The sequence below is a fragment of the Thermoanaerobacterium sp. CMT5567-10 genome (assembly GCF_030534315.2).
In the GTDB taxonomy this organism is placed as follows: domain Bacteria; phylum Bacillota; class Thermoanaerobacteria; order Thermoanaerobacterales; family Thermoanaerobacteraceae; genus Thermoanaerobacterium.
Map to the genome: position 1 here is coordinate 263,200 of NZ_CP130558.2, position 19,067 is coordinate 282,266.

19 protein-coding genes, 1 tRNA gene, 1 pseudogene and 1 other annotated feature (1 of these 22 running past the window's edge) are annotated in these 19,067 nt (G+C 33.0%); of the genes and pseudogenes, 6 read left to right on the forward strand and 15 right to left on the reverse strand.

The window, feature by feature from the left end; all coding sequences use genetic code 11:
* Window positions 1-20: 20 nt before the first annotated feature.
* The 3 genes from lspA to tkt form a co-directional block, all read right to left on the reverse strand.
* The gene (gene lspA / locus Q2T46_RS01455; RefSeq protein ID WP_303264567.1) at window positions 21-455 is read right to left on the reverse strand and encodes a signal peptidase II; all 435 of its coding nucleotides are present in this window, start codon (window positions 453-455) and stop codon (window positions 21-23) included.
* 79 nt (window positions 456-534) lie between these two features.
* Complete coding sequence (locus tag Q2T46_RS01460; RefSeq protein WP_303264566.1) at window positions 535-1,437, reverse strand: hypothetical protein; 903 nt, start codon at window positions 1,435-1,437, stop codon at window positions 535-537.
* A gap of 117 nt (window positions 1,438-1,554) precedes the next feature.
* Window positions 1,555-3,546: a transketolase gene (gene tkt / locus Q2T46_RS01465; RefSeq protein WP_303264565.1), complete on the reverse strand. Its 1,992-nt coding sequence runs from the start codon at window positions 3,544-3,546 to the stop codon at window positions 1,555-1,557.
* 211 nt (window positions 3,547-3,757) lie between these two features.
* Here tkt and Q2T46_RS01470 point away from each other — a divergent pair.
* Window positions 3,758-3,833: transfer RNA gene (locus Q2T46_RS01470), tRNA-Trp, on the forward strand.
* A gap of 479 nt (window positions 3,834-4,312) precedes the next feature.
* On the forward strand, window positions 4,313-4,729 hold the full coding sequence (locus Q2T46_RS01475; protein WP_094046365.1) for a YmaF family protein: 417 nt from the start codon (window positions 4,313-4,315) through the stop codon (window positions 4,727-4,729).
* Between the two features lie 556 nt (window positions 4,730-5,285).
* Here the strand turns inward: Q2T46_RS01475 and Q2T46_RS01480 are convergent.
* Entirely contained in the window at window positions 5,286-5,474 is a 189-nt protein-coding gene (locus Q2T46_RS01480) for a hypothetical protein (RefSeq protein ID WP_013297723.1), read from the reverse strand.
* A gap of 779 nt (window positions 5,475-6,253) precedes the next feature.
* On the opposite strand from Q2T46_RS01480, the gene Q2T46_RS01485 reads away from it, so the two are divergent.
* The 3 genes from Q2T46_RS01485 to Q2T46_RS01495 all read left to right on the forward strand — a co-directional run bounded on the left by Q2T46_RS01485 (window position 6,254) and on the right by Q2T46_RS01495 (window position 9,706).
* A complete protein-coding gene (locus Q2T46_RS01485) occupies window positions 6,254-6,814 on the forward strand; it encodes a tyrosine-type recombinase/integrase (protein WP_015311486.1) in 561 nt (186 codons plus the stop codon).
* 260 nt (window positions 6,815-7,074) lie between these two features.
* The gene (locus Q2T46_RS01490) at window positions 7,075-9,006 is read left to right on the forward strand and encodes a DUF342 domain-containing protein (RefSeq protein ID WP_303264564.1); all 1,932 of its coding nucleotides are present in this window, start codon (window positions 7,075-7,077) and stop codon (window positions 9,004-9,006) included.
* 4 nt (window positions 9,007-9,010) lie between these two features.
* The gene (locus Q2T46_RS01495) at window positions 9,011-9,706 is read left to right on the forward strand and encodes an HD-GYP domain-containing protein (protein WP_303264563.1); all 696 of its coding nucleotides are present in this window, start codon (window positions 9,011-9,013) and stop codon (window positions 9,704-9,706) included.
* 207 nt (window positions 9,707-9,913) lie between these two features.
* On the opposite strand, the pseudogene Q2T46_RS01500 reads toward Q2T46_RS01495, so the two are convergent.
* From Q2T46_RS01500 to Q2T46_RS01510, 3 genes and pseudogenes are all read right to left on the reverse strand, one after another.
* Window positions 9,914-10,438 (reverse strand): annotated as a pseudogene (locus Q2T46_RS01500) (PAS domain-containing protein); the annotation flags it as partial.
* A 205-nt stretch (window positions 10,439-10,643) separates the two neighbouring features.
* Complete coding sequence (locus tag Q2T46_RS01505) at window positions 10,644-11,267, reverse strand: TraR/DksA C4-type zinc finger protein (RefSeq protein WP_303264562.1); 624 nt, start codon at window positions 11,265-11,267, stop codon at window positions 10,644-10,646.
* Window positions 11,268-11,286: 19 nt separating this feature from the next.
* The gene (locus tag Q2T46_RS01510) at window positions 11,287-11,526 is read right to left on the reverse strand and encodes a DUF5665 domain-containing protein (RefSeq protein ID WP_311062396.1); all 240 of its coding nucleotides are present in this window, start codon (window positions 11,524-11,526) and stop codon (window positions 11,287-11,289) included.
* A 211-nt stretch (window positions 11,527-11,737) separates the two neighbouring features.
* Between Q2T46_RS01510 and Q2T46_RS01515 the strand changes: the two genes are divergently transcribed.
* A complete protein-coding gene (locus Q2T46_RS01515) occupies window positions 11,738-11,875 on the forward strand; it encodes a hypothetical protein (RefSeq protein WP_164906145.1) in 138 nt (45 codons plus the stop codon).
* Window positions 11,876-11,894: 19 nt separating this feature from the next.
* On the opposite strand, the gene bcp is transcribed toward Q2T46_RS01515, so the two are convergent.
* The 8 genes from bcp to trpE all read right to left on the reverse strand — a co-directional run bounded on the left by bcp (window position 11,895) and on the right by trpE (window position 18,881).
* Window positions 11,895-12,359, reverse strand: a complete 465-nt coding sequence (gene bcp / locus Q2T46_RS01520; protein WP_303264561.1) for a thioredoxin-dependent thiol peroxidase — start codon at window positions 12,357-12,359, stop codon at window positions 11,895-11,897.
* Between the two features lie 121 nt (window positions 12,360-12,480).
* On the reverse strand, window positions 12,481-13,269 hold the full coding sequence (trpA, locus tag Q2T46_RS01525) for a tryptophan synthase subunit alpha (RefSeq protein WP_303265720.1): 789 nt from the start codon (window positions 13,267-13,269) through the stop codon (window positions 12,481-12,483).
* 35 nt (window positions 13,270-13,304) lie between these two features.
* Window positions 13,305-14,480 carry a tryptophan synthase subunit beta gene (gene trpB / locus Q2T46_RS01530; RefSeq protein WP_303264560.1) on the reverse strand — a complete coding sequence of 392 codons (1,176 nt, stop codon included), beginning with the start codon at window positions 14,478-14,480 and terminating at the stop codon, window positions 13,305-13,307.
* A complete protein-coding gene (locus tag Q2T46_RS01535; RefSeq protein WP_303264559.1) occupies window positions 14,477-15,088 on the reverse strand; it encodes a phosphoribosylanthranilate isomerase in 612 nt (203 codons plus the stop codon). The genes trpB and Q2T46_RS01535 overlap by 4 nt, the downstream gene beginning before the upstream one ends.
* Before the next feature lie 2 nt (window positions 15,089-15,090).
* Window positions 15,091-15,870 (reverse strand): indole-3-glycerol phosphate synthase TrpC, encoded by a 780-nt coding sequence (gene trpC / locus Q2T46_RS01540; protein WP_303264558.1) that lies wholly within the window; start codon window positions 15,868-15,870, stop codon window positions 15,091-15,093.
* On the reverse strand, window positions 15,867-16,886 hold the full coding sequence (gene trpD / locus Q2T46_RS01545; RefSeq protein ID WP_303264557.1) for an anthranilate phosphoribosyltransferase: 1,020 nt from the start codon (window positions 16,884-16,886) through the stop codon (window positions 15,867-15,869). Before trpD ends, trpC begins: the two co-directional genes overlap by 4 nt.
* Window positions 16,867-17,454 (reverse strand): aminodeoxychorismate/anthranilate synthase component II, encoded by a 588-nt coding sequence (locus tag Q2T46_RS01550; RefSeq protein ID WP_303264556.1) that lies wholly within the window; start codon window positions 17,452-17,454, stop codon window positions 16,867-16,869. Before Q2T46_RS01550 ends, trpD begins: the two co-directional genes overlap by 20 nt.
* Complete coding sequence (gene trpE / locus Q2T46_RS01555; protein ID WP_303264555.1) at window positions 17,454-18,881, reverse strand: anthranilate synthase component I; 1,428 nt, start codon at window positions 18,879-18,881, stop codon at window positions 17,454-17,456. The genes Q2T46_RS01550 and trpE overlap by 1 nt, the downstream gene beginning before the upstream one ends.
* Window positions 18,882-18,928: 47 nt before the next feature.
* Window positions 18,929-19,067 (reverse strand) — a binding site (T-box leader); it runs 169 nt beyond the window's last position.

The window sequence follows — 19,067 nt, forward strand, 5'->3', positions numbered from 1 at the left end:
CCATATCTGTCCATAAATTTTTAATTTTCATTTTTAAATATCAATACATAACATAGTAAAAATGCCCCGACAACTATCATAGAATCGGCCAAATTAAATACTGCAGGAAAAAATTTAAAATCAATAAAATCAACAACATATCCAAGCCTAACACGATCAATCAGATTTCCTATAGCTCCGCCAAGTATCATTGAAAGCGTAAATTTGTAAAAAGTACTTCCAGGTATTTTCACAATTGAATACATTAATATTGTTCCTACAATAACAGTTATTATAATAAAAAACAAAGTCCTATTTTGCAAAATTCCAAAAGCAGCACCTCTATTTTCAACATACGTAAAATGAAATATATTATTTATTACAGGAAAACTGCCAATAGGTTTTAAATACTTTACAACATAATATTTTGACATTTGATCAATTATAATAGAAATAAATACAATAATAATTTCCAAATTTTATCCTCCTAAGTAAAAGCTTAAAATTAGGGCTTTGAAAATTAAGCCCTAATTTATATATAATCTTATCAATAAATTATTTTACATACTTAGATAGCAATTCTTCTATTTCGTTTTCATCTATGGAAGGTCTTTTTACATTGTCGTATAATAACCATTCTTCTATATGGATTGTAGAATCACCTGGGTTTAATTTAACCATAGGACCTAATGACTCCATTTCCATCATCCAATCTGTAGTATATGTCTCGTAAGAAGCATTGTAATCCGGATATACTGCGTTTTCATCATGTTTGAATTTCTTTATAAATAGGTGCTCATGATTGAAATATGCTGCCCATCCCTTCTCATTCTGTATGCCAAACTTAAATGGCTCTTTTGTATTTGGATCCTGTTCAAAAATTATGTATTTGTCACCAAAGTGTATTCTGTGATCTTTCATATGCGAATACGGCCACAATACCAAAGCTCTATTTGGCAAAAGACCTGTATCTTTATCAGGCTGTTCCACAACTTGAAGGCCACCTGTTGCCATGACGGATATAGCCCATGGCGAAAGCTCTACCGCCCATGCACCCTTGTTTATCAATGTATGTTTAACTCTTGCAATAGGATTATTTAGATCTAAAGTAATCTCTATCTCTTTTTGTATATTTGCATAATCTTTAGGTTCTTGAATAAGTTTAATACCATTTTCTATTTCTTCGTATTTTATCGGAAAGTTGTCAAGCGTATAAGTTCTAGGCATAGCTTCTGGACTGTGCCACAGCCTATGTCCTCCATAATTTCTCCAGATATTTTCACCCTTTTTGCCAGCATCTTCATCGTTGATGCTAAACTCATTGGCTTGCCCCACAAAACCAAATCTTATTATTCTAGGCCCTATCTCTGTTGTGGCTATAAAATTTACTAAACCATTAGAAACTTCAATACAGTCATTCCAACCTGAGTATGAAACCTTTTTTAAACTCACACTCATTAATATCATCCCTTTCCTAATATTAAAAACGTTATTATAAATCCATTTAGTTAATACATATTCGACATTATTCTAGAGATTCCTTCTAAATAAGAGTGCCTTATCGGCACTCTTATTCTACTTTTTCTTCAATAACTCTAATGCCTTATTAACAACATTTTCAACAGTAAATCCAAATTCTTTGAAAAGTATATCGCCAGGTGCTGATGCGCCAAAGTGATCAAGTCCAATCACACATCCATCAAGCCCTACATATTTATACCAGCTCATGGTACTTGCAGCTTCAACTGCAATTCTGGCTCTTACGTTATCTGGAAGCACCATCTTTTTGTATTCTTCTGGTTGTTGATCAAATATTTCCATTGAAGGCATGCTAACTACTCTTGCTTTTATACCTTTTTCTTTTAATTGTTTGCAAGCTTCATAAACCAAATTAACTTCAGAGCCGCTTGCCATTAAAATTATGTCTGGATTGCCGCCATCAGCATCACATAAAATGTATCCGCCCTTTAATGCTTCTTTTGATGTTTCTTCATAGACTGGTAAATTTTGTCTTGTTAGTATTAATGCAGTCGGACCATCTTTTTTGTTTAAAGCATAACACCATGCGGCAGATACTTCCTTCGAATCTGCAGGCCTTATTACAGTTAGATTCGGAATGCTTCTTAGCATTGGCAAATGCTCAATCGGTTCATGTGTAGGACCGTCTTCCCCAACTCCTATGCTGTCGTGTGTATATACGTAAATTACAGGAAGCTTCATCAATGCTGATAACCTTACAGCACCTTTCATATAATCGCTGAAAACAAGGAACGTTGATACATAAGGTATTAGTCCACCATAAGCGGCTATGCCGTTTGCAATTGCTCCCATAGCATGTTCTCTAACTCCAAAATGGAAGTTTGAGCCACCTCTGTTTTCGCTGCTATAGTCACCTCTATCTTTTGTATATGTTTTAGTGGATGGCGCAAGATCGGCCGAACCCCCAATGAGATTTGGAACCAATTTTACTAAATAGTTTAAAATTTCTCCGGATGATGATCTTGTTGCAGTCTTTAATTTGAAACTCCAAAGCCCTTCGTCATTTATCAAATCAACAGGTAATTTCTCACTATGCCACCTGTCCCACTCATCAGCCAATTCTGGATACTCTTTTCTATAATTTTCAAACATCGCATTCCATTTGTCTTCTTCTTCATTTAATTTACTTATAACTTCGTCCATGTATTTACGGACTTCGTCAGGAACGTAGAACTCCTTATCGTAATTCCATCCTAAAAACTTCTTTGTTTCTTCTACATTTTTCTCTCCAAGAGGTTCTCCATGTGCAGAAGCTTTCCCTTGTTTTTCTGGACATCCATATCCAATCGTAGTCTTTACTATAATAAGAGATGGTCTTTCTTTATCAGCTTTAGCTTCTTCTATAGCTTTTCCTATTTCATCCACATTATTGCCGTCTTCTACTTTTAGTACCTGCCAGCCATAAGCCTCAAACCTTTTGCCAACATTTTCTGTAAATGCTATGTCTGTGCCACCTTCAATAGATATATTATTGGAATCATATAAAGCAATTAACTTGCCAAGCTTTAATGTCCCGGCTAATGAGCAAGCTTCAGATGAGATGCCCTCCATAAGACATCCATCACCTACAATGGCATATGTATAATTATCTACAATGCTATAGCCTGGACGATTGAATTTGTTTGCCATATACGTTTCAGCTATTGCCATACCTACAGCATTAGAAATACCTTGTCCCAAAGGCCCTGTAGTTATTTCAACACCTGGAGTATGTCCATATTCCGGGTGCCCAGGTGTCATGCTTTGCCATTGCCTAAAATTTTTAAGGTCTTCTATAGTAAGTCCATACCCAAATAGATGCAATAAAGAATATAAAAGTGCAGATCCATGTCCAGCAGACAATATAAATCTATCTCTTCCCGCCCATTTTGGATTTTTAGGGCTATGCTTTAGATACTTTGCCCACAACGTATACGCCATTGGTGCAGATCCCATAGGCATACCTGGATGGCCAGAGTTTGCTTTTTGTACTTGTTCAATTGAAAGTATACGTATAGTATTAATTGTTAATTCATCAATTGTGTTCATACTTTAACTCTCCTTTGCATTTTAATTACCATTAATATTATATCATTGGACAAATCGTAATAAAAGAATTTAACTTAAAATTCGTGCATGTTGTGAATTATTTTTATATTTTGCACACTTTTTTGAATCAACTTTTATACAGAAATAACTACATAAGTCAAAATATATTATTGACTACAAAAAAATAGTATGCTATAATAATTTTCGTCGCAGGGGAGTAGCTCAATTGGTAGAGCGGCGGTCTCCAAAACCGTAGGTTGCGAGTTCGATTCTTGTCTCCCCTGCCATTTTTATGCCTAAAATAACGTATTTCATAGCTGGATAAATATAGTAAATAGGCATTGAATATATAATTGATGACACTTTAGGGACAAAATTAAGCAAGAAATCGATTATAATACTTAAAAAAATCAAGTACTCACAAAAGAATACTTGATTTTTATTTATGTCGTGAAAATTTTCCCATGATAAAACAATATGCACTCATTTTAAAGCTCTTATGGTTTATATTCTCTAGTTCCTAATTTCTCTTTAAGAGCCTTTTTAAGAACCTGCGAAAACGAATCCTAAAGTTTAAGATGTATTATTACAGACCATAATTTTTTCTCGTCACATTACCTCATCGCATTATTGCCACATAAAAAGCCCTTCTGGACATCAGTTTATAACTATACTCATCAGGATAACATTTGATTTTTTGCACTTATTTTCTGCTTAAACATATAATATTATTGGCCAAAAAATTTATTATTGGAGGTTGATTTATATGGAATTATCAATCGAGGAAATTAAAAGTTATTTTGATTACAATAATAAAAAAGACGAATGTCAAACTCATAACCATGAATTTTTAGGTAGCACAAAATTAGCTGAAGAAGACAAAAAAGAAAAATATAGAGACAAAGAAAAAAAAGAAGAACACAATCACCGCTTTGCAGGTGTCACCAGTCAAGTTATACCACATGGTGATAGTCATGTTCATGCAATATTAGTCAGCACTGACTTCTATGAGGATCATCATCATGAGATAGGCGTTATAACTGGCCCTGCTATTGAAGTCGATGATAAAAGACACGTGCACTTTGTGGAAGGAAAGACTACTGTTGATGATGAACACTACCATAAATTCATTTTTGCTACCTTAATCGAGGATCCTATTTCTGAGCAAAAGAAACATTATTAATTTCAATGTCAAATCCAAATTAGCATACTGAAAGCCCGGTTCTACTGCCGGGCTAAAATTATATTTCAAACTATCGATTATTCTAAATATGTATTATAATTATATATGTCTACCAAAAAAAGTGGTAGTCTTTAATATCATAGACTACCACATCTACTTTGCTATTAATCATTAAGGATCGCAAGGTCTACGGCAAAAGCAAAATATAATTATTATTATTATTATCCAAATCCACCATCCGCCAAAACCTCCAAAACCCTCAGCTTTTAAATCAGTACCCATTCAAAAATCCTCCTTTTACTCCTGGCCTTATTGGCCTAATACATTATACGTAATATGCTTAATAGTGTTACTCAAATTTCATCGTCGCTAATGACCATAAAAAGCGCCTTGCTTCTTTACGCGGTTTATCTTGCTGTAAAACAATTAGAAAAACGAAAAAGAATAGTAAATCCTCAAAGTCAAATTTGACATCCATTATTACCTTTAAAATGACAAAGAAAAAAAGCTATGTAAATAATATAAATAGTCCTATCATAAGATAGGACCATTTTTGTTATTTGACTTGATTTAAGAATAATCCCATTCCACCGTCCATAACAATTACGAGTAATACGAAGAAGAACAGCAATGTTTCCATTGACCATGATCCTCCACCAAACCATCCGCCGCCCATCAAAACAACGAGTATTAAGAAAAAGAACAGCAAATTGCTTTGGCCAAATACCGAACTTGTACCAGCCATAATAATCCTCCTTTTAAAATACTAAATCAATTCAATTTTCAGGCTTCGGGCTCTTCAACTATAAATCCTGGTATGAATAAAAATATTATGATTATTATAAATATTATCCATATCCAGCTTCCACCAAAGCAAGATCTACCTGTATCCTTAGGCATTCTGGCTCCCCCTTTCGAGTTAGATATAAAGTCAGATCTTTAAGATCCTATACATAATATGTAAAGTCAATAATTCTTGTGATAATATTAGACATTAAATATCCCCTTTAAATCATTACCATCCGTAATGAGTGTAGTTTGATCTGATGCATAAACCTGTGTTACCGGCCAACGCATAAAAAAATACTCTATTATTTTTTTATTGTTGCAATACTGAATCTGGCAGTGTTTATATAATATTCATCTATCCAAAAATGTCTATTTTCAAACTACTACTTAGATTTGTATGCTTATCACATACCTTGAGAGCACTTTTATCCTATAAATATCACATAAAGCCCGATACACTAATTTTGGGTGATATATCATTCTTCATTCAATTTGCGTATAATGTTAGTCCTGAAAAATACAGATTGGAATTAAGCATCCATAAAAACACATTGAAAAGAATAATTTAAATTTGATGTAACAATATACATGAATTGTTACTTCTATTAGATTAAAAGACGTCTAATTTCTGGCTTTCAAAGATAAAAATATACTCCATTGGATAAAAATACACTTGAATTTCTATGTATCATTTTTTAAAATATTAATGAAAATGCTACATAAGGGAGTGCTATAATGACAGTTGAACCTATTAGAGACAAAAATAAAATTAAACAGATGTACCAGTATCTTAATGGATATAACCCTAAGTATGCTCTACTTTTTAAATTTGGTATAAATACAGGTTTAAGAATTAGTGACATTATCTCTTTAAGAGTGAAAGATATTTTTAATAGTAATGGGCAATTTCGTGAATATCTTGTTTTAAAAGAAAAGAAAACAAGTAAGGAAAAAAAGATTAAATTAAATACGACATTGCGTAAGGCTATTATTTCATATGTTAGCAGTCAGAATCTTTCAGATGACAGCTATCTTTTCTTTAGCCAGAAAGGCGGGCATCTTAGCCGTGTCCAGGTGTATCGTGTTTTAAAAGAAGCAGCAAATATCATTGGCATAGAAAATTTTGGTACACATAGTTTAAGAAAAACATGGGGATATTGGACATATCAAATGTCAAAATACAATATTGGTTTAATAATGGATACTTTTAACCACAGTTCCCAAAGCATAACGCTTCGCTATATTGGTATAAATCAAGACCAAAAAGACGAATTGTATTCAACTGTTCAGTTATGAAATTGAACTACCCCTAACTTATAATATTGTTGTTAGGGGAGTTTTTTTATTAAAAGCATTTTGAAATTAGATTTAAAAGACTTATGGTTTTGAAGGAATTTTTGTTTTTTTGTCGTATTATATCAATAGAGGGGAAATAAATTTTACTATATCTTAAAAAGTAACAATTCATGTATATTGTTACATTTATTCAGACAAGTAAAATGCTTTAAAGAGGAATTTTATATTATGTACATTAAATTTTTTTGGGGGGCTATATAATGTTGTTTACTGCTTTTGATATTGAAGAAGCTATAACAAAGGCAAAAAACTTTTATAAATGTGATGAAAAAAATTTAAAAATACAAACCATAAAAAAACCATATCGCAGGTTTTGGGGGTTGATAAATAAACCGGGAGAATTTCGCATTGAATATATAGAGCCTGAAATTCAAGAAGAAGAAATTGAAAAAAAAGAAGATGGCAAAGTACAGATATTATCAGGCAAAATACAAGTAACAGATCCTTCACCTGAAGGAAAATATGCTTCAATTATAGCCGATGATCCGAACATTGAAGTATACATTAACGGTAAAAGAACATCTGGCATTGCTATTGTTACAGAAAAAGACCGCATAGATTTAAAAGCTAAAAGCATCGCTCCTTCTACCGTGATCAAGGTTGATATATCAAGTGACAAGCTCAAGGCAATCTTAACTGTAGAAAAAAAAGCAGGTAGAAAGTATTTTATCAAAGATACTCAATCTGAAAACTCGATATATATCCGCTCAGAATATGAAGAAATTCCTGCTCCTAATGTTACAGTTGAACAGTGTATATCAGAGCTTATAAAAGCAAATGTAAAAATGAAATTTATTAATATTCAGGCTATCTATGACCTTGTAAATTCCCCTGTCGGCGGTAGTTCCGTTGTAGCAGAAGGAATAGCACCTGTGCATGGGTTAAACAGCAAAATAAAATACTTATTCCACAACAGTAATTACCATAATCCAGCTTTTGAAACAAACGAAAAAGTTGATTTATTAAACCATACCATAATACCTACTGTAAACATTGGTGAAGTATTGGCTATAAAAACTATGCCTGCTATGCCAGGCACTGATGGCGAATCAGTAACAGGCGAAATCATTAAGGCACATCAAGGCAAAGATTTACCACTTAAAGCCGGTAGCGGAACTGTTTTACTGGAAAACAATACAAAAATTGTCGCCATTGCTTCTGGAAGACCTATATTGAGAAATGGAATTGTAAGTGTTGTGCCTGTCTTAACCATACCGCATGACGTTGATGTAAAAACAGGGAATGTCTATTTTGACGGAGATATAGTTATTAAAGGAAATATTATGAACAATATGCAAGTTGAATCAAAAGGAAATATTATTATCTACGGTAATGTAAATCATGCAAATATTACTGCCAACTACAATATTGAAGTTTACGGTAATATAATTGGAAGTACAGTACGAGCAGGAATAAGTGTAATCAATTACTTAGGTATTTTGCCTAAAATGGAACAGATACATGCTATATTAAAAGAATTATATGATAAATTTAGTGCTGTAAAGCCAGCCAAGTATTCGCAAATAAGCAACCAATTAATACAAATTATAAATAGTAGAAGTGAAAAATTAAAGAGACACATTGACGATATTAAGAATTTATCTGCAATCTTGGCAGATGAGGATGTCAAAAAAGTAACTTTAATTTTAAATAAGATTCAAACACTTCTCTTACATATAAATACAGATCTTATTAATAATATTGATCAAATACATACAGTCGAAGAAGATGTAAACAACTTTATCGCTGAAATGAAAAACATATATGATAAACAGGCAAATATTATTTTTCACTATTCCCAAAACTCTTTAATTCAAGCTAATGGCAATATTCTCGTAAAAGGTCAAGGATGTTATCAAACCAGGTTGATTGCCAGAAACGCTATTGTATTCCAGCAACCGTCGAGTCTAGTTAGAGGTGGAATATTGATTGCAGGCAAAAACATAAAAATGGGAATTGTCGGTTCTCCATCTGGTATTGCCACATATTGTAAGGTATTAGATAAAAATGGCAAAATTAGCGCTGTGCATTATTATGATAATACGACGCTTAACATAAATGATAACATAAAAAAAGTCGAGCATGGTTCCACATCGCCAGATTACATAGAAAACATAATGCAAGGGAGTTAAATTGATGAAAAAATACAAACATAAAAAAAGCAAATGCTTTAACTCCAAATACAAAAAATTTCTACTTTCAAGCTGCATAGTAAAAATATTTTACAATATTTTACACATAGTTCAATTAAGTATTATTTTATTGCTACATTTATTGCTAAATCTCAAAGACACATATACTGCAGCCCACTGTATACGTGTTATGAGGCTTGCCGTTAGTTTCGCAGAGTACAATAACTATGCCTTTACTCAAATAAAGATTTTGAAATATTCCGCTTTGCTCCATGATATTGGAAAACTTTTGATTCCCAAAAAAATTCTGGCCAAAAACAAAAAACTGACACACGAAGAGTACGCCATTATTAAAATGCACTCGTATTATGGATACATTATTACTAAATACATTGTTGGAAAAAATGTCGAAGCTGAAATCATTAAACAACACCATGAAAGAGTTGATGGCAAAGGATATCCTGATGGCTTGAAAGGTAATAAAATTAATGATTTGAGTAAATTACTTTCGATATGCGATGCCTTTGACGCAATGACAAGTACCCGATCTTATAGAAAAAAGCTAAGTTTTGAAGATGCCCTTATTGAATTGCAGGCAAATGCTGAAAATCAGTTTGACAAAAATATTCTAAATAAATTTATTTATTTTGTCAATTCAAAATCAAATAGTTGTATAACAAAAAAAATTAAGCCAGAATAAATCCGACTTAATTTGTTCAAATCTTATTTATCTGCTCTGAAATCATAAATGCAGGACTTAAATCATCACCATAAGACAACAGCTCTTTCACTAATTGTTCTTTTACCCTTCCCCTTTAAACCTTTTTCTTATTGGCTCCTCTTAATAATTCGAATAGCCTCGTCTGGAGGCAAAGGCTTGCTGAAATAATAACCTTGAATTTCGTCACTCTGCCATGGCAACTTTGAGTTTGTCCATAAAAACATCACGACGTGGCAGGTTGGTTAAAGTGTCATAAAATGCCATGTACTTTAACTTGCTCTCCATTCGCTTCCGTTCAGTAATATCCGTGTGCGACCCTGCCATTCTTATAGCTCTACCGTTTTCATCCCATAATGCCTTTCCTCTACTTAAAATCCATATATACTTACCATCCTTTGTTTTTACCCTATATTCGCATGAATAAAATGGTGACTTTTTCTCGAAATGCCTATGTAAATTATTGATAACTGTTTTGACATCTCTTGGATGAATAAATTTAGTCCATGTTTTACAATAGTTATTCACTACTTCCTTATCAAAACCAATGATATCCTTCCATCTCTCGGATATGTATGCCGTATCTGTTACCATATCCCAATCCCATAGTCCATCGCTTGCTCCTTCAACTACCAGTTTGTAGCGTTCCCCACTTTTCTTCAACTCATCCTTTTGCCTTTGTATTTCAATTAAGTTCTGTCTCAGTTCTTCTTCTTAGTCTGTATGGATTTACACCAAATATTGTAGCCATAGTTTCAAACCTACTATATGGATTTTGTTTTTCACCTAATATCATACTTGGTCTGAAACTATGGTTTCAATTTTTAAATTATTTTTTACTGATGCATTTGATATATGACTTTTTTTTCGAAATCTCATGGTTTTATTTTGTGACATACATCCACAACAATAATAACTCCTATTCTATAGTCTTTTTATAATCTTCATTGCTTATTTTTTCTACTTCTTCAACATATCCAGAATTATAATCATCGTAGTCGTCATCATAATTATCAAGACCTGCTTTAGTTTTATTATATCTCGCCACGGCTTGATATGAATCCTCCGCATCGAATTGATTTTCATCTTTTGAATCCATGTAGCCCCATCCAAAAGGATACTTTTTTGTTCTTTCTTCGTTTGGTCTTGAAAATCTAAGATCACTTAATTTTAAATCATTGTTTTTTGCACAATCTGCACATAAGGGTGTATATGGTAATGCTTCCAGTCTATCTAATTCTATTTCTTTATGGCAATGATTGCATATGCCGTATTGTCCTTTTACCATTCTTAAAAGTGCATCATCAATTTGCCTTAACACATGCTGTTCATTGTCTTTTAATGCATAGTTTTTCTCTATTTCATAAACTTCCGATCCAATGTCTGCTGGATGATTGTCTGCCAATGATAATTCTTGATAATATTCCCTTTCTGCCATCCTGCCCGTACCATCGTTATCATCCATTTCATTTAACGTATGCAATATATTGTTTTTTTCTTCAATAAGCTTTTTCCTGAAATGCTCTAATTTTTCATCATCCATTGTATCACATACCCTTCTATCACAAATTTTGCTGAACAATTTTTATTATATGGGCAATAATGTTCCCAATGACAGGCAAATTTAATAAAACAGCTCTCTGCAATATATAAATCACTATAGCTCCGAGAAGTGTAAAGCCAATCGCCATACCAAAGCCCCGCGCAAGTCCGCCTACAAAATTAAGCCATAGGAGTCTATAAGGGCTCTGCATCAATTCAACATAGTCAGCTATCTTCATTTTTTCCATCATCTCTGACATTTTGTCAATTTGTTTTTTTATCTCAACCAATAATTTATTATCCAAGCCCAATTCCTCCTATAATCTATTTTCTCTTTTTTATACAAAGTTTATTAATAATTTATTGTTTTTTCTGATGGAATATGATTAAATTATGTAATAGAAAGATGTATTAATCAATATAATTATATAAGTTATGAAGTTTAGTATTTATAAAAATGAGGCGAATTATATGAAAAAGAAAAGAAATAAAGACTTTTTTAATCCTTTTTATAATAGAACTTGGCATAGATATATTGCACTCACAATCGTTATCGTTATGATAGTGGCATTGATAGCAGCATTTAGCTTACCAATGTTAAATTTTTAAAGTGCGTTTTAAACGCACTTTAATCAATATTGTCAAGTACTTCTAATATTTCATCTACATGACCATCTACTTTTACTTTTCGAAATATCTTTTTTACAATTCCTTTTTTGTCTATTATAAACGTGGATCTTTCTATTCCCATTTTTTTCTTCCCATACATATTCTTCTCTTTATAAACACCATATTCTGTTGAAACTTTAGCATCAGGATCGCTTAAAAGTATAAATGGCAAGTTAAATTTTTCAATAAATTTTTTATGAGATATTATATCATCCAAGCTTACACCTAAAATAACTGCGTCTTTATTTTTAACTGTATTTATATTATCTCTAAATTGACAAGCTTCTTTTGTACAACCAAGTGTGTTATCTTTCGGATAAAAATATAAAACTACTTTTTTGCCTTTAAAATCACTTAATGATACATCATAGCCGTCACTTGATTTGAGTGTAAAGTCAGGAGCCTCTTTTTCCAATTCTATCATTTAATTTCCTCCTTCGATAATTATTTTCTTTTAATATTTCTTATCTTTATTATAACTCATTTATTATTTTAATCAATGCTTTTTTAACATGGCAAAAAAGAAAGAGGCATAATGCCTCATTTCATATAGCTTCTTTGATGGAAAATATAAATTTTTTCACATTATCATATATATCTTCTTTACTTCTTGAATCATTTATCATTTTTACAATTGCACTACCAACTATTATTCCATCACAGTACGGTGCAAATCTTTTTGCCATATCAGGACCAGAGATACCAAAACCTATGGCTTTAGGCATATTTGTATATTCCGATACAGTTCTCATATATTCTTTAATATCTGTTTCAATAGAATTTCTTATTCCTGTAACGCCTTTTGTAGAGACACAATACACAAAACCCTTTCCACTTTCACAAATACTTTTAATCCTCTCTTTTGAAGTTGGTGCAACTAATGGTATTAGATAAATACCATATTTTTCAGATATTTCTTTAATATCTTTTCTTTCTTCTAATGGCAAATCAGGTATTATAAGTCCGTCTATTCCGGATTCTTTGGCTTCATTTACAAATCTTTCAATGCCATATTTGAAGATTGAATTATAATACACAAGGTAGACAAGCGGTATTTCACTTTTTTGTCTTATCTTTTTGACAGCATTCATTATATTATCAATTTTTGTACCATTTTTTAATGCTCTTGTAGATGAAGCTTGTATTATTGGTCCATCTGCCAGCGGATCAGAGTACGGAATCCCTATTTCAATGATATCAGCTCCTCCTTCTTCCATTTTAAACACTAATTCGACGGTTACATCTAAACTAGGATCACCTGCAGTAATAAAAGGAATCATAGCCTTAAGGCCTTTTTGTTTTAACTCGTAAAATTTCTTGTCTATTCTATTCATACTGACAACTGCGTTAATTTCATTATTTAATGCGCTCATAATTCCACCCCCAAAACATTGGCAACTGTATTTACATCCTTGTCGCCTCTTCCGGACAAGTTTACAATAATAATATTATCTTTACTTAATTTTGATGCTAGTTTCATGGCATAAGCAACAGCATGAGCACTCTCAAGGGCCGGTATAATTCCCTCTATTTGTGAAAGATCCATAAAAGCTGATAATGCTTCTTCATCAGTTGCATAAACATATTGGGCTCTACCGCTATCTTTTAAATACGAGTGCTCCGGTCCAACTCCAGGATAATCAAGTCCTGCGGATATCGAATAAACCGGCATTATCTGCCCCTCATCATCCTGCAGCAGATACGTCATCATTCCGTGAAGTACACCAATGCTTCCTTTTGCCATAGTGGCAGCATGTTTATCAGTTTCTATCCCAAGACCTGCTGCCTCAACACCTATAAGTTTTACTGATGAGTCATTTATAAAAGGGTAAAATATTCCCATAGAATTGCTGCCACCGCCAACACATGCAACAATATAATCAGGCAACCTATTTTCTTTACTAATGATTTGTTCTCTTGCCTCATCGCCTATAACTCTCTGAAAATCTCTTACCATCGTTGGATATGGATGTGGTCCCACGACAGATCCCATTACGTAAAATGTATCATCAATGTTTGTAACCCAATTGCGTATTGCCTCGTTTACGGCATCTTTCAAAGTCCCAGTTCCGGTTTTGACCGGCGTGACTTTTGCGCCAAGCAATTTCATTCTAAAAACATTTAATGATTGCCTCTTTATATCTTCTTCACCCATAAAGATTTCACATTCCATATCAAACATTGCAGCACCTGTTGCAGTCGCTACACCGTGCTGTCCTGCTCCAGTCTCAGCTATAACTTTCTTTTTACCCATTCTTTTAGCTAATAGAATCTGCCCTAGTACATTGTTTATCTTGTGAGCCCCTGTGTGATTTAAATCTTCTCTTTTTAAATAAATTTTTGCGCCGCCTAGTCTTTTTGACAAATTCTCTGCATAATATAGAGGCGTCGGCCTTCCAGAATATTCTTTTAAATAATATTTATACTCGTTAATGAAATTTTCATCTTTCATTGCTTTGTAAAATTCGTCTTCAAGTTCAATTAATGCATTCATTATCGTTTCCGGTACATATTGGCCACCAAATTTACCAAATCTCCCTATCATAGTACACTCCTCACTTTATAAATAATCTCTTTCATCAAATCATAGTCTTTAAAACCATTTATTTCAACGCCACTAGATACATCCACAATATCCGGTTTTAACATATTTATAGCCATCAAAACATTATTTGCATTTATACCACCAGCTAATATAAACGTACAATTCATATTTGTATCTTTTATTAAATTCCAGTCAAAACTCTTTCCTGAGCCTCCATAAAAGCCTTCTATTTTGCTGTCTAAAAGTATGCCATCAACATGATAACTTTCTATTTTCGAAATATCCTTCTTTTCACTAATTCGAATAGCCTTCCATACAAGATAGTCCTTAAAATTATCTATATATTCTTGAGTTTCATCGCCGTGAAATTGCAAAACATCAAGTTTGAGAAAATTTGCTATATATCTTACTTCAGAAATTTCTTCATTGACAAATACTCCAACCTTTTTTATGTCTCTGTCAAGATTTTCTATCAAATCATGCGCCGTCTTTATATCTACTTTCCTTTTGCTATCGGCAAATACAAATCCTGCATAATCGGGTTTTAGCATATTTAGGTATTTTACATCTTCCATGCGCCTTATTCCGCATATCTTTATCAGTGCCATTATTAAACACCCTTTGAACTCATTATAAAATCTTTAATTTCTTTATTTTTGTCAATCATGTTCATAAAAGTCTCACCAATTAAAACAGCATTTACTCCTAACGATTGCAGATACTTCACATCTTCTGAAGATTTAATACCACTTTCTGATACCACTACAATATCATTCGGTACGTATTTAATTAACCTTTCAGTTGTGTTTAAATCAACATGAAAATCCTTTAAATCTCTATTGTTTATGCCTAAAATTTCAACATCTGCCTTTAATGCGATATCAAGTTCATATTCATCATGGACTTCTACAATAGCATCTAGACCAAGTTCTTTAGCTATATTGTAAAATCTACTGAGGTTACTACCTAGAATAGCTACTATCAACAAAACAGCATCTGCACCTATAAGCTTACTTTCATATATCTGATACTCATCAAATATAAAATCTTTTCTGAGTATCGGTTTTGATGTAATATTTTTTACGTCATTTATAAATCTATTATCACCTTTGAAATAGTTTTTCTCTGTAAGAACCGAGATTGCATCGATGTCGGCTTCCTCGTATAATTTTGCAATTTTCTTATAATCAAAATTTTTTATAATCACGCCTCGCGATGGAGAAGCATTTTTTATTTCCCCTATAATGGATATGCGATATTTACATAAAGCTTCTTTAAAATTCCTTAATTTCACATCGTTAATTTTGTCTAATATTTCTTCTAATGGTTTTTCGATCTTTTCTAACTCCAATTGAGATCTTTTCTTTGAAACAATGTCATCTAGAATCATTGTAAATACACCTTCTGATAGCTTAATATTTCATTTAATTTATCTAATGCAGCACCTGAGTCAATCAAATGCTCTGCCAATAATACGCCTTCTTTTATATTGTCAACGGCTTTACCGACATAAAGCGCTGCTGCACTATTTAATACTACAATATCTCTCTTAGGTCCTTTTTCCCCTTTTAAAATATCTAAAATGATTTCTGCGTTCTCTTTGGAATCGCCACCGCTTATGTCAATATCTTTAGACAAGTTAATGCCATAGTCATGGGGATCTATCGTATAATCTATAACCGTACCGTTTTTTACCTCAGAAACGGCTGTAGTTGTCGTAGTAGTTATCTCATCAAGCCCGTCATTTCCATATACAACTAATGCTCTTTCACATCCTAATTTTAATAAGACTTCTGCAAGTACATGTGTCAACTTCTTGTCATAGACTCCAAGGACTTGCCCTTTAACAGAAGCAGGATTTGTCAACGGCCCTAATATATTAAATACCGTTCTTAAACCAAGTTCTCTCCTTATTGGTGCAACATTCTTCATTGCTAAATGATATTTAGGAGCATAAAGGAATCCAAAACCTACATCATCAATAAACTTTTTTGTAATTTCCGGTTCTAAATCAATTTTCACTCCAAGTTCACTTAATACATCAGCACTTCCGCTTTTGCTGGATACTGCTCTATTGCCATGTTTTGCTATTTTTACACCTGCAGATGAAGTAATTATTGCAACTGCTGTAGATATATTAAACGTCCTTCCACCATCACCGCCGGTACCGCAAGTATCAATAGTATAAGGAGAATCAAGCTGTAGCCTTACTGCATTTCCTATCATGGATTTAGCAGAGCCCGTTATTTCATCAATTGTTTCACCTTTCATTCTAAGACCAATTAGATAGCCTCCTATGAGAGCTGAGCCAGATTCACCTTTCATGATTGAATCCATAGCACTTTTTGCTTCTAGTTCTGTCAAATTCTCCCCCATAACAATTTTTTCAATGGCTTCCTTTAACATTGCAAATCCCCTCCACATAATTTTTTAATATTGATTTACCTTCTTCTGTTAATATTGATTCAGGATGAAATTGCAGTCCATAAACTGGAAATTTCTTATGCTTAATTCCCATTATCGTACCGTCTTCAGCCTCAGCAGTTATTTCAAGCTCATCCGTTAATGAATCTTTATCAATTATAAGCGAGTGATATCTCATGGCAATAATAGGATTTTTTATGCCATTAAATAATCCTTGACCACAATGGCTTACTGTAGATGTTTTTCCATGCATTATAATGTTTGACCTTATTATTTTTGCTCCATATGCATATCCTATCGCTTGATGTCCAAGGCAAATTCCCAATATCGGTATCTTATCGCCAAATTTTTTAATCACATCAATGCAAATTCCAGCATTTTCTGGTCTTCCAGGCCCAGGTGACAAAACAATACCATCAGGTTTCATTGGAATTATGTCAGATGCTTCTATCTGATCATTTCTCAAAACTTTAATATCGGGATAAATTTCCCCTATAAATTGGTAAAGGTTGTAGGTAAATGAATCGTAATTATCAATTAACAGTAGCATTATAGCACCTCCTTCAGTGCCATCGCTTTATTTAAAGTTTCATAATATTCTGATTCAGGGTTTGAATCATATACAATGCCGCATCCTGCTTGAATAAAAGCCATACCATTCTTTAAAAGCAGTGTCCTTATAGCTATGCACATATCCATATTACCATTGAATGAAAAATATCCAACTGCTCCAGCATAAAAGGATCTGCTTATATTCTCAAGCTCGTCGATTATTTCCATCGCCCTTATTTTAGGCGCTCCAGAAACTGTACCTGCCGGCAAACATGCAATAAGTGCATCAAATGACGTAAGGCCTTTTTTTAAAATACCTGAAACTTTTGATACAATATGCATGACGTGGGAATAAAAGTCTACCTCCATAAATCTATCCAGCTTTACACTGCCAAACTCACTGACTTTACCTATGTCATTTCTCCCAAGATCCACCAGCATAACGTGTTCTGCTCTTTCCTTTTCATCATTTAAAAGTTCTTCCTTTAGCTTTAAATCCTCTTCCTCACATTTTCCTCTTCTTCTTGTACCAGCAATTGGATTCGTAGTGACTTTATCGCCAAACACTGACACAAGGCTCTCCGGTGAAGAACCAATTAATTGAAAATCTTCAAAGTCTATATAGAACATATATGGTGACGGATTTGTAGATCTTAATCGTCTATATATATCAAAAGGATTTGAATTGGTTTTAATCTTCAATCTTTGAGATGGAACAACCTGAAATATATCACCATTCCTTATATATTCCTTTGCTTTTTCAACAATATTGCAGAATTCCTCCAAGGTAAAATTAGATTCCACACTAACTACATCAGATTTAGGAGGAAGTTCATGACTTTTTACATTGTTTTTTATATTTTCAATCATAAGATTTAGCTTTTTTTCTATTGAATCATAAGTTTCATCATCATCTGAAAATACATTGTAAATGACAGATACCGTATGTTTAAAGTGATCATAGCAAATAAATTCTTTATAAAACATAAAATACGCGTCTGGTATTCCTATTTCGTCAATATTTTTACTAGGCAAATTCTCATATTGTCTTATAATATCATACCCTGCATAACCAAGTGCACCACCTGTAAACGGCAGCTTAAGGCTGTTTCTGTCATAATCTTGTTCGATATTTTCTTTTATATAGTCAAGGACCTTCCCATGTTTTATTGTGGACTGTTCCTTTTCAATTTCGATTAAGTTGCCATGACTTTTTATCTTTAAATAAGGCTCTGAACCAATAAATGAGTATCTTCCCCACTCTTTTCCACTCTCTGCACTTTCAAGCAAAAATTTGTTTTTCCCTTTTAAATTGTAAAAAATACTGACAGGTGTCAATTCATCGCCATTTATCTCAACATAAATTGGGAAAACGACTTTTTTATCCTTTAGCTCAGCAAATTCTTCTCTGCTTAAATTCAACATATACCCACCTCCTCAATAAAATTTGGTAATAAAAAAGTCACTCCATCCAATGGGACGAAGTGACTCCGCGGTGCCACCCAAATTATTTCATACTTATGTGGTTTAAAAAAAGCATCTCATCCACTAAGGACGAAATGCTTAAATTTCGCTATGCCACCTAAGTACAAAATATCTCTTTCAGGTACA

Bases quoted from the DNA above. Each gene is read 5' to 3' on its own strand.
- Q2T46_RS01460 (WP_303264566.1), bottom strand. From the start codon at position 1,437: ATGAGTGTGAGTTTAAAAAAGGTTTCATACTCAGGTTGGAATGACTGT.
- tkt (WP_303264565.1), bottom strand. From the start codon at position 3,546: ATGAACACAATTGATGAATTAACAATTAATACTATACGTATACTTTCA.
- Q2T46_RS01475 (WP_094046365.1), top strand. From the start codon at position 4,313: ATGGAATTATCAATCGAGGAAATTAAAAGTTATTTTGATTACAATAAT.
- Q2T46_RS01480 (WP_013297723.1), bottom strand. From the start codon at position 5,474: ATGGCTGGTACAAGTTCGGTATTTGGCCAAAGCAATTTGCTGTTCTTT.
- Q2T46_RS01485 (WP_015311486.1), top strand. From the start codon at position 6,254: ATGACAGTTGAACCTATTAGAGACAAAAATAAAATTAAACAGATGTAC.
- Q2T46_RS01490 (WP_303264564.1), top strand. From the start codon at position 7,075: ATGTTGTTTACTGCTTTTGATATTGAAGAAGCTATAACAAAGGCAAAA.
- Q2T46_RS01495 (WP_303264563.1), top strand. From the start codon at position 9,011: ATGAAAAAATACAAACATAAAAAAAGCAAATGCTTTAACTCCAAATAC.
- Q2T46_RS01505 (WP_303264562.1), bottom strand. From the start codon at position 11,267: ATGGATGATGAAAAATTAGAGCATTTCAGGAAAAAGCTTATTGAAGAA.
- Q2T46_RS01510 (WP_311062396.1), bottom strand. From the start codon at position 11,526: ATGTCAGAGATGATGGAAAAAATGAAGATAGCTGACTATGTTGAATTG.
- Q2T46_RS01515 (WP_164906145.1), top strand. From the start codon at position 11,738: ATGAAAAAGAAAAGAAATAAAGACTTTTTTAATCCTTTTTATAATAGA.
- bcp (WP_303264561.1), bottom strand. From the start codon at position 12,359: ATGATAGAATTGGAAAAAGAGGCTCCTGACTTTACACTCAAATCAAGT.
- trpA (WP_303265720.1), bottom strand. From the start codon at position 13,269: ATGAATAGAATAGACAAGAAATTTTACGAGTTAAAACAAAAAGGCCTT.
- trpB (WP_303264560.1), bottom strand. From the start codon at position 14,480: ATGATAGGGAGATTTGGTAAATTTGGTGGCCAATATGTACCGGAAACG.
- Q2T46_RS01535 (WP_303264559.1), bottom strand. From the start codon at position 15,088: ATGGCACTGATAAAGATATGCGGAATAAGGCGCATGGAAGATGTAAAA.
- trpC (WP_303264558.1), bottom strand. From the start codon at position 15,870: ATGATTCTAGATGACATTGTTTCAAAGAAAAGATCTCAATTGGAGTTA.
- trpD (WP_303264557.1), bottom strand. From the start codon at position 16,886: ATGTTAAAGGAAGCCATTGAAAAAATTGTTATGGGGGAGAATTTGACA.
- Q2T46_RS01550 (WP_303264556.1), bottom strand. From the start codon at position 17,454: ATGCTACTGTTAATTGATAATTACGATTCATTTACCTACAACCTTTAC.
- trpE (WP_303264555.1), bottom strand. From the start codon at position 18,881: ATGTTGAATTTAAGCAGAGAAGAATTTGCTGAGCTAAAGGATAAAAAA.